The organism is Rhodococcus sp. MEB041 (genome assembly GCF_030208955.1).
In the GTDB taxonomy this organism is placed as follows: Bacteria; Actinomycetota; Actinomycetes; order Mycobacteriales; family Mycobacteriaceae; genus Rhodococcoides.
Genome location: NZ_JARVSZ010000005.1, coordinates 473,668 through 486,943 on the forward strand (window position 1 = coordinate 473,668; position 13,276 = coordinate 486,943).

Annotated in this window: 9 protein-coding genes; 8 read left to right on the plus strand and 1 reads right to left on the minus strand. The window is 69.1% G+C overall.

What is annotated here, in order from left to right; translation table 11 throughout:
- Positions 1-3: 3 nt before the first annotated feature.
- On the minus strand, positions 4-3,555 hold the full coding sequence (gene car, locus QRN16_RS16380; RefSeq protein ID WP_285188318.1) for a carboxylic acid reductase: 3,552 nt from the start codon (positions 3,553-3,555) through the stop codon (positions 4-6).
- 200 nt (positions 3,556-3,755) lie between these two features.
- On the opposite strand from car, the gene QRN16_RS16385 reads away from it, so the two are divergent.
- The 8 genes from QRN16_RS16385 to QRN16_RS16420 all read left to right on the plus strand — a co-directional run bounded on the left by QRN16_RS16385 (position 3,756) and on the right by QRN16_RS16420 (position 13,001).
- Positions 3,756-5,132: an ABC1 kinase family protein gene (locus QRN16_RS16385; protein ID WP_027503994.1), complete on the plus strand. Its 1,377-nt coding sequence runs from the start codon at positions 3,756-3,758 to the stop codon at positions 5,130-5,132.
- Positions 5,111-5,680 (plus strand): TetR/AcrR family transcriptional regulator, encoded by a 570-nt coding sequence (locus QRN16_RS16390; protein ID WP_056447269.1) that lies wholly within the window; start codon positions 5,111-5,113, stop codon positions 5,678-5,680. The genes QRN16_RS16385 and QRN16_RS16390 overlap by 22 nt, the downstream gene beginning before the upstream one ends.
- 152 nt (positions 5,681-5,832) lie before the next feature.
- Positions 5,833-7,560 carry a cholesterol oxidase substrate-binding domain-containing protein gene (locus QRN16_RS16395; RefSeq protein WP_285188321.1) on the plus strand — a complete coding sequence of 576 codons (1,728 nt, stop codon included), beginning with the start codon at positions 5,833-5,835 and terminating at the stop codon, positions 7,558-7,560.
- A 104-nt stretch (positions 7,561-7,664) separates the two neighbouring features.
- A complete protein-coding gene (locus tag QRN16_RS16400) occupies positions 7,665-9,140 on the plus strand; it encodes an MFS transporter (RefSeq protein ID WP_285188324.1) in 1,476 nt (491 codons plus the stop codon).
- Entirely contained in the window at positions 9,137-9,790 is a 654-nt protein-coding gene (locus tag QRN16_RS16405; RefSeq protein WP_222650217.1) for a TetR/AcrR family transcriptional regulator, read from the plus strand. Before QRN16_RS16400 ends, QRN16_RS16405 begins: the two co-directional genes overlap by 4 nt.
- Positions 9,791-9,858: 68 nt before the next feature.
- Positions 9,859-10,491 carry a TetR/AcrR family transcriptional regulator gene (locus QRN16_RS16410; protein ID WP_056447278.1) on the plus strand — a complete coding sequence of 211 codons (633 nt, stop codon included), beginning with the start codon at positions 9,859-9,861 and terminating at the stop codon, positions 10,489-10,491.
- A gap of 109 nt (positions 10,492-10,600) precedes the next feature.
- Positions 10,601-11,509, plus strand: a complete 909-nt coding sequence (locus QRN16_RS16415; protein WP_204866622.1) for an AurF N-oxygenase family protein — start codon at positions 10,601-10,603, stop codon at positions 11,507-11,509.
- A 7-nt stretch (positions 11,510-11,516) separates the two neighbouring features.
- Positions 11,517-13,001, plus strand: coding sequence for a 4Fe-4S binding protein (locus QRN16_RS16420; RefSeq protein ID WP_285188330.1), 1,485 nt, complete (start codon positions 11,517-11,519; stop codon positions 12,999-13,001).
- Positions 13,002-13,276: the final 275 nt, after the last annotated feature.

Here is a 13,276-nt window from a genome sequence, read left to right on the forward strand (position 1 = left end):
CTGTCAGAGCGTCGGGATCAACCCCAGCGCCTCGAGATCACGCACGTACTTCGCGACGAGATCGCGCGACAGGTGCGGGATGTCGTCGATGTCCGCCAGTGCCGACCCCGGTGTCGACGTGTCGCGGACCGCGGCACGGAACACCTCGGCCGGCAGGGGTGACCCGGCGGTCGGCAGGTCCGGCCGCGCGTAGGCGTGCCGCAGCGGCAGCACCGAGGCGGACCGCTGTGCCGACGGCAGGGACTCGAGCGCGTCGGAGAACTCGGCGAACCACGTGTCGTAGTCGGCGATGCGCCGAATCGTCCTGCCGGACTCGATGATCCAGTCGACGACGGTGTCGAGAGAGATGCCGTCGTCGTGCGGATTGAGCACGTCGAAGGTCCGGTGTCCCGACGTCGCGCTGCCACCGAGCTCGGTGATCGCCGCTGCGGTGAAATCGGCGGGGAGTCCGTCGTAGTGTGCGCGCGGCCGCCCTGCATCGTCGACGGGTGCGCCCGTGTCCTGCCGGTAGAACGTCTCCGGGGCGATTCCGGTGGCGATCAACGACAGCACCGTGCGGGTGAAGATGTCCGGGACGTTGAGCTGACCGGTCCACCGGGGGTGCGCCAGGATCATGTCCGAACGGAAGACGGTCACGGGGAGCCCGAAGGCGTCGGAGGCGTTGCGCAGCACCACTTCACCCGCCCACTTGGAGGTGCCGTATCCGTTGGCGTACGACTCGTCGAGGGCGCGGACCGGACTGATCTCGCGGATGTCGCCGTCCTCGGAGAAGGCCTCGACGCCCGCCGCGACGGCCACGGTGGACAGGTAGGTCACCGGCTTGAGGTGATGCGTCAGGGCGAGCCGGGCGATCTCGGCGGTGCCGATCACGTTGGGGCCGAACAACTGCTCGTACGGCAGCGCGTGATTGACGAGCGCCGCGGGATGCACGATGCGGTCGACCCGCTCGGCCAGCGACGCGTACTCCTCGTCGCTCACGCCCAGGTTCGCCTCGCCCACGTCGCCGACGACGACCTCGAGCGCGGTGTCGGCCAGCGTCGTCCACCGCGACCACAGGGCCGGGTCGCCGGTGTCGAACGCGGTGTCGAGACGGGCACGAGCGTCCGCCGCGGTGCGTCCGCGCACGAGGCACACGACGGTGCCGCCGACCGCGGCCTGGCGTTCGAGCCACTCCAGGCACAGGAAGCGCCCGAGGTATCCGTTGGCGCCCGTGAGCAACACGGTCCGGGTGTCGGTGCGCACCGGTCCCACGTCAGCCGCGGACGAGAGGAACTCGTCGCCGAGGACGGCGCTCAGCGTCAGCTGATCGGCACGGGCCTGCGTCGCGTGCGCTCCGTGCACCGAGGCGAAGGTCGCGGCTCCCGTGGCATCCGCGTCGCCGCGTCGCCGCTCGATGTGGGTCGCGATCGCCGCGAGGTCGGACGACGGCGCGATGACGACCGTGACGGGGACGTCCACCTCGAAGATGTCCTGCAGCAGGGTGGCGAACGTCAACGCGGACAACGAGTCACCGCCGAGGTCGGTGAAGTGCGCATCGGGTGAGACCTCCGTGCCGGCGCATCCCAGCAACGCCGCGGCGGCCTCGCCGACGGTCTCCAGGACGGGTGCGTCGGCGCCGCGGCGGCGTAGTTCGCTCATCTTCGCCGTCTGGCCCTCGTCGATCTCGCGGTACCTGTCCTCGAGCGCCTCGCCGTAGCGCGCCGTCAGAGCGGGACGCAGCTGCTTGTTCGCTCCCGAGAGCAGACCGTTCTCCTGCGTGAAGGGCTCCGCGGCCAGGACGATGTCGCGCGGGACCTCGTAGGACTCGAGCTGCTCCTCGCGCGCGAGTGCCTGCAGGGAGTCGAGCACGGTGGCGGTGTCGGCTCCGTCGGCGGGCACGACCACGGCGAGGAGGTAGGACCGCTCGCCGCTGCCGTGCAGATGGATCTGGTCGACGGCGTCGGCGGACGCGTAGATCGACTCCAGGCGCGAGAGGGCGACGAACTCGCCCTGCGCCAGTTTCAGCACGTTCTTGCGGCGATCGACGTACACGAGATGGTCCGGCTCCGTCTCCGCGACCACGTCGCCGGTGCGGTAGAAGCCGTCCGCACTGAACATCTCGGCCGTCACGTCCGGCCGCTTGTAGTAGCCGGGCACGAGGGAATCGGTCTTGAGGAGAAGCTCACCGCGCGGGTAGGGGCGGTCGGTCACCGCGTACCCGAGCTCCGGAACGTCGTCGAGGCGGTACTCGAGCACCGGCGGCCGCTGGACGACGCCGTCGAACAACACCATGCCGGCCTCGGTGGAGCCGTAATTGTTCTGCACCGTCGTGTCCAGGAGTTCGGAGACGAAGTCGATGACCTCGGGGGAGGTCGGCGCGGTACCCACCACTGCGGAGAGGATGCGGCCACCGAGAGTGGTGGATCGCATGTCCTCGAGGACCTCGGCGCGGACGGCGTCCGCGCTCTCGCCGGTGCGGTGCGCCCGGGTCTCGATGCGTCCGAGGGCTGTCTGACGCAGTAGATCACACACGCGGGGAACCAGCATGGCCACGGTCGGCCGGGCGAGTGCGTAGTCGTCGAGAAGCGTGGACAGATCGCTCGAACTCGCGAAGTACACGATGCCGCCGGCTGCCAGGGTCGTGAACACCACCGCGCGCCCGGCGAGATGGCTCATGGGCAGGTAGTCCAGCGTGATCGCACCGGGTCGCCCGGCCTCGTCGGACTCCGCGCTCTGGTCGTACCAGTGGGACGTCGACCACAGGCGCGAGACGATGCGCTGGGTGTGGATGGCGCCCTTCGGGGTCCCGGTACTGCCGGAGGTGTAGATCAACGTGGCGATCCGGTCGGGATCGACGGCCTCGGGGCCGGCGAGCCGGGGGAGAGTGCGACCGCGTGCGATCGCCTCCCGTAGCGTCTCGATCGCGAGCACCGTGCCCGGTGCGGATCGTCGAGCCTCGGCGAGACGGTCCTCGTCGTCGTCCACACGATCGTCGTGGTCGAGGACGACGATACGGCGGATGCTCGGGCACGCGGCGGCCACAGCCGTGGCGGTGGACAACTGTTCGTTGTCGACAACGAGTGCGACAGGCTCGACCTCGGCGGCGATGTCGGCGAGGCGTCCGGGAGCGGCGCCGGACTGGAGGGGAACGGCAACGGCACCGGTCCGGACCGTCGCCAGTTCGGCGACGACGTAGTCGGCACCGGCGAATCCCAGGGTCGCGACGAAGGTGTCCGGAGTGGCGACGTCGCCGAGTGCGGTCGCGAGATCGAGGGCATCGGACCACAGCGATCCATAGGTGATGGTGTCCATGCGCTGCTGGAGCCGACGCACGCGGCGACCGTCGTCCGCGGGCTCGACGTCGTACGCCCGGCGACCCAGCGCGGGCCGGTCTGCGTAGCGGTCCATGACCACCTCGACCATGGCGTGCAGATCGGGCGTCAGGTCCGCCACCTGTGCCGACACCGCGGGATCCGCGGCCGCGGCGCGCACCTCGGCGTCGGTGTCGAACAGGTGCGCCGCGCGGGCGGCGACAGCGTCGGTCCGTGTGTCTCCTGATGAGATGGTGCTGGTCATGCTGTGTTTCCCCCTCTGATCGACGTCGCGCGGTCCCCGTCGCGCGGTATATCGTTACTCGAAGTAAGAGTAAGCCCTCGCGGACCTCCGGAAACGTGATGTACGACATAGCGTGCCCGAGATGTCCGGTGCGCCAGAAACTTCCGGGTCCGCGGTGCCGCGATCGATCGAGCGCAGGCACGGTGCGGGATACTGGGGAAGTGCCGGAGAAGATGCCGACGTCCAGGGTGGCCCGGGGCGCCGAGGTGGGTCGCCTCGTCGCGGGTCGCACGGCGCGTAACGCCACCATGCGAGTACGCATGGCGGGTCGCACCGAGGAACTGCGTGCCGCCCTCACGGCGAAGGAGGCGGTCCGCTCGGCCGAACGGCTGGTGACCGTCCTGGGCGGTCTCCGCGGAGCGGCGATGAAGCTGGGCCAGATGCTGTCGATGCTGGACCTGTCATTCGTCCCCGACGAGCACCGCGACGAGTTCCACCGCAAGCTCGCCGAGTTGCAGAGCCGCGCACCCACCGTCTCGTTCGACGACGTGCGCACTGTGATCGAGGCGGATCTGGGCGAGTCGATCGAGTCGCTCTACGCCGAGTTCGACGAGAGCCCGTTCGCCGCCGCGTCGATCGGTCAGGTGCATCGTGCCCGCTTGCACGACGGCCGGGAGGTGGCCGTCAAGGTGAAGTACCCCGGTATCGACGACGCGGTGCGGGCCGACCTGAAGAATCTGTCGTTCTACGTCAAGCTGTTGCCGGCGTCGATCCCGATGCTGTCCTCCCGTGCCGTCGTCGACGAGTTGCGCCGAAACCTCGAGGCGGAACTCGACTACCCGGCGGAGGAGCGGACGCAGCGCCGCGTCGCGGCACTGTATCGGGAGCACCCGCACTTCTTCATCCCGGACACCGTGCCGGAGCGGTGCGGCGCGGCGGTCCTGACGACCGAGTTCGTCGACGCGGTGCCGTTCGACGAGATCCGTGCGATGTCGGCGGAGGTGCGAGACCGGGTGGGTGAGACGGTGTTCCGCTTCTACATCGGGTCTCTGCACACGCTCGGCGAGTTCTGCGGTGACCCCCATCCGGGCAATGTCCTGCTGGCTCGGGACGGGCGCGTCACCTTCGTCGACTTCGGTCTGTACCTGCGGATGAGTCCGGCGGACGTCCGTTTCGAGAGAGAGTGCCTGCGAGCGGCGATCGAGGGGCGCGGAGACGATCTGCTCATCGCCATGTCCGCGCGGGGGATTCTCGACCCCGGCGCCGCCGTGACGGCGAGCGATTGTCTCGACTACGTCTGCGCAGCAGCGGAACTCAGTCTGAACGACGGGTCGGTCACCGTGACGCCAGAGATGGCGGGGGCGTGTTTCGTCCTCGCCGTCGACCCGCGATCGGGCAGTTTCGGCACCATGACCAAGCAGTGGTTGCCGCCCGAGCACGTCTTCTCCCGTCGCGCGGACTTCCTGACGTTCGGCATCCTCGGGCAACTTCGTGCCACCGCGAACTGGGGGCGGATCGCGCGCGAGTGGTTGTACGACGAACCGCCGAGCACCGCCATGGGTGTGGACATCGCCGCATGGCAGCCACCGCCCGCGTGAGGGAACGCATCCTCGCGGCGGCGGTGCGACGCCTCGAGCTCGGTGGTTTCGACGGCGTGACCATCAGTTCCGTGGCCGACGAGGCCGGTGTCTCCCGCCCGACGGTGTACGCGCACTTCGGTACCCGCGACGCCCTGGTGTCGGACGCGTTGCAGGACGTGAGTTCGCGTGTCATCGGGTCCGTCGTGTCCGCGGTCGGCGAGCGGGAGTCGGTGTCCGAGTTCGTCGTCGAGGCCATGGTCGCCGCGCGTGCGGCGTTCCGGTCGTCGCCGGCGTTGGCGCCGCTGGTGCATCCCGGCCGTGGAACGGTGATCTACGACGGATCCGCCTTCGGGATCGACGCGCTGAGCCTGACCCGGTCCTTCCTCACGCCTCTGGTGGGAGCGCCCGCCGAGGCCGGCGGCGATCTCGACGAAGTCGCCGACCTCTGCATCCGCATGTTCCTGTCCGTGGTGCAGTTCGACAGCGAGGCGACCCGGTCCGACGACGCGCTCCGGGGCTATCTGCGCCGCCGCCTCGTGCCGGTCCTCGACCTGCCCGGTGCGTGACCCACCCGGCCGAGACCCTCCTGGACTTGACAATCTTTACGGGTATGTCAAAGGTGTAAACCCTCCGGGGGGGCAAGCAGATCCGGACTGCCCAGCAGTGCGCTCACGAGGCGTGGGGCTCACATCATCCGCATCTCGCGCATCGGGGACTCATGCCATCGTTCGACCGCCGATCCTTCCTGTCCGCATCCGCCGCCTCGGCCGTGGCCGCCACGCTCGCGGGGGTGTGCCGGCCCGTGCCGGCGGGAGCCGTTCCGGCGGGTGTCGGGGAAGGCGTCGCCGCGCCACCCGACTTCCCACCGGGAATCCCGCTGTTCCGGCAGCGGTACCAGAACTGGTCGAAGGAGATCGTGGTCGACGCGGTGTGGACGTGTTCGCCGCGATCCGCCGACGACGTGGTGACGCTCGCGGACTGGGCTCACGCCTCCGGTCACCGGCTGCGGCCGCGCGGCGCGATGCACGGGTGGACCCCGTTCACCATCGAGAACGGCGAGAACCTGGACCGGGTCGTGCTCGTGGACACCATGACCGGGCTGACCGGTGCCACGGTGGACACCGCGTCGTCCACCGTCACCGCCGGTGCCGGCGCGACTCTGTCCGACGTCCTCCAGGCGCTGGAGGACCACGGTCTCGGATGGTCGAGTGTGCCCGCGCCGGGGGTTCTGTCCATCGCGGGCGCTCTGGCTGTCGGGGCGCACGGCGCCGTGGTACGCGCAGTGGGAGAACAGGTTCCGATCGGTTCGTCGTCGGGATCGTTGAGCAATCTGGTGACCTCGATGACGGTGGTCGCGTGGAACGGGACCGGGTACGCACTGCGGACCGTCGCCCGGTCGGAGGCCGACGCGCCGGATCTCGCGGTCCATCTCGGCCGAGCGTTCGTCACCGAGGTGACGATGCAGGCGCATCCGGCGACTCCTCTGCGATGCGAGAGCATCACCGACATCGGCTGGGCGGAGTTGTTCGGAGCGCCGGGGGCACCGGGGCGTACGTACGTCGATTTCCTGGACCGGTCCGGCCGCGCGGAGGCGATCTGGTACCCGTTCACCGACACTCCGTGGCTCAAGGTGTGGACGCCGACTCCCGTGCGACCGCCGTCCTCCCGCGAGGTCGACGGACCGTACAACTACACGTTCTCCGACACCCTCCCGGAAGCGGTGTCCGACGCGATCGGTGCTGTCGTGTCCGGGCGGACGGAACTGACGCCCGCGTTGGGTCAGGTGTTCCTCGCGACGACGGTGGCGGGGCTCGCGGCCACGGGGTCGTCGGACATCTGGGGAGCGCCGAAGAACACGCAGTTCTACATCCGTCCGAGCACACTGCTCCTGACGGAGGGCGGCGGTGCGGTGATCACGGCTCGCGCGAACGTGGCTGCGGTCCTGCACGACTTCACCCGCTGGTTCCGAGAGCGCACCGAGCACTACGCGTCCCTGGGGCAGTTCCCGATCAACGGCCCAGTCGAGATCCGGTGCTGTGGTCTCGACCAGGGCTCGGACGTCCTCGTCGACTCGGCCGGCCCGCCGACGATCTCGGCCATGCGTCCGGTACCCGATCGTCCCGAGTGGGACACGGCGGTGTGGCTCAACGTGCTGGGCATTCCGGGAACGCCCGGGATGTTCGCGTTCTATCGCGAGATGGAGCAGTGGATGCGAGAACGTTTCGACGGTGCCGATGCGGTGTTCCGGCCGGAGTGGTCCAAGGGGTGGGCGTTCGACGAGGACCGCCCCTACCGAGACGTGCAGGCGCTCGCGGCCACCATCCCCGACTCGTTCCGCGACGGGTACTCGGGCGAGCGGGACTGGGACTCCGTCGTCGGCACCGTCGACCGACTCGACCCGCACCGCGTGTTCGGCAATGCCTTCCTCGACCGATTCGTCCGGTGACGTGGTGATGCGGGCCACAGGAGCGGCGAGAACGTTGACGTGGGTAAGGATCGGTGCCTAATTTAAAACAGCTGTTTCAAACTAGCTGAGAAGAGACTCGACCCATGTCCTCACCCATCGCTGCCACGGCCGAGACGGAGGAGACCGGAACCGGACGCATCGTCGCGGTACTGGCCTTCGCCGGCATCACGGTCGCCCTGATGCAGACACTGATCATCCCGCTGGTTCCCCAGCTCCCCGCTCTGGTGAACGCCTCGGCCGCGAACACCGCGTGGGCCATCACGGCCACCCTGCTGGCGGGTGCGGTCGCCGTTCCCGTGACCGGCCGACTAGGCGACATGGTGGGCAAGCGGCGCATGCTGCTGGTCAGCCTGGCGCTGCTCGTCGCCGGATCGGTGGTCGGTGCCCTCGCGAACAGCCTCGTGCCCCTCGTCGTGGGGCGGGCACTGCAGGGTCTCGCCGCCGGTGTGATTCCCCTCGGCATCAGCGTGATGCGGGACGTGTTGCCTCGCCACAAGCTTCCCGGTTCGATCGCGCTGATGAGTGCGTCGCTCGGAGTGGGCGGCGCCCTGGGTCTTCCGGCCGCGGCGATCATCGCCGAGTACGCGGACTGGCACTTCCTGTTCTGGACGGCGGCTGCGCTCGGCGCACTGGTGGCGGTCGCCGTGGTCGTCGTCGTTCCCGAGTCGACGGTGCGCACCGGCGGCACGTTCGACATCGGTGGAGCGCTCACGCTGTCGGTCGCCCTGGTGACCCTGCTGCTCGGGATCTCGAAGGGTTCCGACTGGGGGTGGAGCAGCGCGTCGATCCTCGGCCTGCTGCTGGTGTCCGTCCTCGCGTTCGCGGCGTGGATCGTGTGGGAACTGCGCACTCCCCAGCCACTGGTGGACCTGCGGGTCTCGCTGCGGCGGCAGGTGCTGTTCACCAACGCCGCGTCGATCATGCTCGGTTTCGCGATGTTCGCACTCAGTCTCGTTCTGCCGCAGATCCTTCAGTTGCCCGCCGCGACCGGTGTCGGCCTGGGACAGTCGATCCTCGTCGCGGGCCTGGTGATGGCGCCGTCCGGACTGATCATGATGGCCGTCGCGCCGGTGTCCTCGCGCATCACCACCACGCGCGGACCGAAGATCACGCTCATGGCCGGCGCGGCGACGGTTGCCGTCGGCTACCTGCTGGGCATCGTGATGATGGGCGCGGTGTGGCAGCTGATCGTGGTCTCGCTCGTCATCGGTGCGGGCATCGGACTGGCGTACGGAGCGATGCCCGCCCTGATCATGTCGGCGGTGCCCGCCTCCGAGACAGCGGCGGCCAACAGCTTCAACACGCTGATGCGGTCCCTCGGAACGTCGTTCGCCAGTGCGGTCGCGGGGGTCGTTCTCGCGTCGATGACCGTGTCGTTCGGATCCACCGCGGTGCCGTCCGAGGCCGCCTTCCGGATCACCATGGCCATCGCCGCCGGCGCGGCGATCCTCTCGGTCGTACTCGCCTCCTTCCTTCCGCGTCACCAGGACGGCGAGGGCGAGGCGTCGGAGGTCGTCGGAGGTGCCGTCACCGACCGGGCCACCGAGCCGGTGGAATGAGCCAGGCCCGGTCGACGCGAGCCCCGTCCGCGCGCTCCGAGGCGACGCGCGAGGCGATTCTGGGTGCCGCCGAGCGGCTGTACGCGGAGAACGGTGTCGTGTCGGTGTCGAACCGTCAGGTCGGCGACGCGGCGGGGCAGAGCAACAGCGCCGTGGTCGGTTACCACTTCGGCAGCAAGGAGGATCTCGTCCGCGCGATCGTCGTCCGCCGGACGGGCGACGTCGAACGGATCCGCTCCGCCCACGTCGCGGCGATCGGAGAGGGCGCCGACCTGCGAGCGTGGGTGTCGGCACTGGTCCTTCCGTCGACGCAGTACTTCGCCGAGTTCGGCGCCCCCACCTGGTACGCGCGGTTCGCCTCCCAGGTCATGACGGATCCGGTGCTGCGGCCGATCCTGGTGGACGAGGCGCTGTCCTCGGCGACGCTGCGAGAGACGGTCGCCGGCGTCACCTCGTGCCTGCCCCCGATTCCTGCCGACGTCCGCTCGGCCAGAGGGGCCATGGCGCGCACTCTGCTGACGCACGTGATGGCCGAACGAGAGTCGGAGTTCGCCGCATCGGGCGCCGATCCGACGGCGTACTGGACGGCGTGCGGCATCGACCTCGTCGACGCCATCGTGGGGATCTGGTCCGCTCCTGTCTCCCGCTGACGTCGCGACGCGTCGTCAGCGGGCTCGCCGCGCCGACGACCGGGCACCCGTCGACCTAGACTTTCCGGATGCAGACTGCCGGGAACAGGCTCGAGCGACGGAAGGCGCGCACGCGCCAGGCTCTCGTGGACGCCGCGCGCGAGATGATCGCCGACGGGCGTTCCTCCACCGCGAGCATCGCCGACATCACGGCCGCCGCCGACGTCGGGTTCGGGAGCTTCTACAACCACTTCGAGGACAAGCCCGCACTCTTCGCCGCCGCCGTGGAGCAGGTTCTCGAGCAGATGGGGGAGACGCTCGACGGAGTCTCGCCGCGCTCGGACGATCCGGTGCAGATCTTCTGCGACGCCGTCAGGCGGACCGGTCGTGCCGCCGTCTCGCATCGTCAGGCCGCGGAGATCGTCGACCGGTCGGGGTTCGCGTTGCTCGACGCGCCCGGTGGTCTCGGGCCGCGGGCCCGCCGGGATCTCGCGGCGGCGGTGGACGCCGGACGACTCGAGATCGAGGACCTGTCTCTCGCTACGGCGATGACCGCGGGTGTGCTGTTCGCCCTGGTGCACCGGTGGCTCGAGGACCCGGGCTCCGTCGACGACCGCCGGATCGACGACGCAGCGGAGCGTCTGCTGGTGATGCTCGGAACGGACCCCGACACCGCTCGGGCAGTGGCGCACACGGATCTGGAGATGCCCCAGATCTCCTGACGATCCGGCACCGTCCGGACCTTGCGACGTCTTCCCGTGACGGCGAGTACCTGATAACCTCTGTCACAGTTAGTCACGGAGATGTACCCGCCCACGGAAGGACGACGCCATGACCAGCACACTCGACCCGGAACTCACCGTCTCGGATGCAGAGGACGTGTCTGCTCGGCTGCTCGATTCCGTCGCAGCGCTCTCGTACGACCCCATGCAGGAGGTCGACTGGGAGGCTCCTCTCGACCCGGAGCAGTTCGGCCTCAATCCCGAGTGGAGCACCCTCTACGGCACCGACCTGTGGAAGGAGATGACGCCCGAACAGCGCGTCACCCTCACCCGCCACGAGGTCTGCTCGATCATGAGCACCGGCATCTGGTTCGAGATGATCCTGCAGCAGATGGTCCTGCGTGATCAGTACTGCAGCGACTCGTCGTCCTCGGACTTCCAGTTCGCGCTCACCGAGATCGCCGACGAGTGCCGCCACTCCCTGATGTTCGCCAAGGCGTGCCGCACCATGGGCATCAAGGCGTACATCCCGCGCCGGCTCAGCATCGAGCTCGGTCGTGGCTTCAAGACTCTCGCCGTGTCCGAGGCCGCCTACGGCGGCATCCTCGTCGCCGAGGAAGTGCTCGACGTCATGCAGCGCGACTGGATGCGCGGTGAGAACGTGCTCCCGTTGGTGCGCACCACCAGCAAGATCCACGTCGTCGAGGAGTCGCGGCACATGACGTTCGCGCGTCAGCAGATGCGCGAGAACATGGCGGGAATCTCCACCGCCCGCCGTAAGTCCGCGGCCCTGCTCATCGCCATCGCCGCCCGAGTCATCGTGTCCAACATGGTGAACAAGGACGTCTACGCCGCGGCCGGTCTCGACCGGGACCGCGCCGTCCGCGAGGCGAAGAACAACACGCACCACCACGTCATGATGCGCACGAGCAGCCAGCACCTGATGGCGTTCCTCAGCGACTGTGGACTGCTGACCAAGCCCGCTGCGGCCGTCTACCGCACCATCCACATGGTCTGACGCTCCCATGGCCTTCGCGATCACCCAGAACTGTTGCAACGACGCATCGTGTCTGTCGGTCTGTCCGGTCAACTGCATCCACCCGACGCCGGACGAGCCGGACTTCGGCAAGACCGACCTGCTGTACATCGATCCGCGGTCCTGCATCGACTGCGGCGCCTGCGCGGACGCGTGCCCGGTGGACGCGATCACGCGGGTGTCGCGGCTGTCGCCGTCGCAGGCGATCTACGCGGAACTGAACGCCGACTACTACCGGGACCGGCCGGTCGATCATGTATGGGGCGCACCGACGTTCCCGCCGGCGGACATCGGCTCCGTGTCGCTGAAACGGGTCGCCGTGGTGGGAACCGGGCCGGCCGCCTGCTACACCGCGACGGCGCTCCTGCGTCAGACCGATGCCGCGGTGACCTTCTTCGACAAGCTGCCCGTGCCGGGTGGTCTCGCGAGATACGGTGTGGCACCGGATCATACGAGTACCCGGCGCATCGGTGAACACTTCCGATCGCTGTTCGTGCACTCGCGCGTGACGATGCGCCTCGGCGTCGAGGTCGGGGTCGACGTCACGGTGGAGGAACTCTCGCGGACCTTCGACGCGGTGGTCTACGCGGTGGGTGCCGATCAGGACAGGCAGCTTCCCCTCGAGTCCGAGGTCGTCCCGATGAGTGCCCGGACCCTCGTCGGCTGGTACACCGGTCACCCCGACGTCCCCGCCGACGCCGTGGATCTGCGCGGCGTGACGCGCGTCGTCGTGATCGGCAACGGGAACGTGGCGCTCGACGCGGCGCGAATTCTGACAGCTCCCGTCGACGACCTCGTGGGCACGGACATCTCGGCCCACGCGCTCGCGGCGCTGCGGGACAGTGCGGTGCGGGAGGTCACCGTGCTCGGTCGACGCGGTCCCGAGGTCGCCGCCTTCACCCGGTCCGAGTGCCAGGCGCTCGTCGATCGCACATCGGTTCCCGTTCTGGTCGCGGGCGACGACGATCTCTCCTCGGTCCTGGCGGCGCTGCCGCTGTCCGCGTCCGCTGCACCGCTCGCCGCCGCACTGCGCGCCGACGAGGCCGAGACGGGTGACGGCGCGCCGCGCATCGTCTTCTCGTTCGGGCGCGCACCGGTGGCGGTACGCCCGGGAGCGCTCGACGTCCGCGGATCCGGCACGTCCGACGCGGGGATCGCGAGCTCGATTCCCGCCGATCTGGTGCTGCAGGCGACCGGGTATCGCGGGTCCGCCCTGCCCGGACTTCCCTTCGACGCGGACCGCGGAACCGTGCGCAACGTCGAGGGTCGCGTCGTGGACTCCGAGGACCGCCCGGTGGCCGGGGCCTACGTCGTGGGATGGGCCAAGCGTGGCGCCACGGGGGGTATCGGCGACAACAAGCTCGATGCCGAGCGCACCGTCGAGCTGATGCTCGCGGACTCCCTCTCCGCAGCCACGTCGTCGCGTCGCGAGACGGCCGGCAGACGACCATTGTTCGGCCGCGCCGGCCGATAGGCGAGCCGTTCCCGCGCTCCACTCCCGGGTCTCCAGCAGCCCCGGACCGTACCTCTCGGGAGGTGTGGTCCGGGGCTGACTGCGTTCCGAGGTGTCGGTGTGGCGCTGTGAGAGCGCCCGAGTGGCCGTCGTGGAGCGCGAATTCGCCACGAATCGCCGACCCGCCGTTCGTGGCTTTTCACGAAATTCAGTCTGCTTCGTCGGTGCAGTTCTACGAGGAGTCACCAAAGCGACCCGGAATACGAACGGGTAACTCGGATATAGGTTGTCGTAAC

Excerpts from the sequence above, each read along its gene's own strand:
- car (WP_285188318.1), bottom strand. The coding sequence starts at position 3,555 with ATGACCAGCACCATCTCATCAGGAGACACACGGACCGACGCTGTCGCC.
- QRN16_RS16390 (WP_056447269.1), top strand. The coding sequence starts at position 5,111 with ATGGCAGCCACCGCCCGCGTGAGGGAACGCATCCTCGCGGCGGCGGTG.
- QRN16_RS16395 (WP_285188321.1), top strand. The coding sequence starts at position 5,833 with ATGCCATCGTTCGACCGCCGATCCTTCCTGTCCGCATCCGCCGCCTCG.
- QRN16_RS16400 (WP_285188324.1), top strand. The coding sequence starts at position 7,665 with ATGTCCTCACCCATCGCTGCCACGGCCGAGACGGAGGAGACCGGAACC.
- QRN16_RS16405 (WP_222650217.1), top strand. The coding sequence starts at position 9,137 with ATGAGCCAGGCCCGGTCGACGCGAGCCCCGTCCGCGCGCTCCGAGGCG.
- QRN16_RS16410 (WP_056447278.1), top strand. The coding sequence starts at position 9,859 with ATGCAGACTGCCGGGAACAGGCTCGAGCGACGGAAGGCGCGCACGCGC.
- QRN16_RS16415 (WP_204866622.1), top strand. The coding sequence starts at position 10,601 with ATGACCAGCACACTCGACCCGGAACTCACCGTCTCGGATGCAGAGGAC.
- QRN16_RS16420 (WP_285188330.1), top strand. The coding sequence starts at position 11,517 with ATGGCCTTCGCGATCACCCAGAACTGTTGCAACGACGCATCGTGTCTG.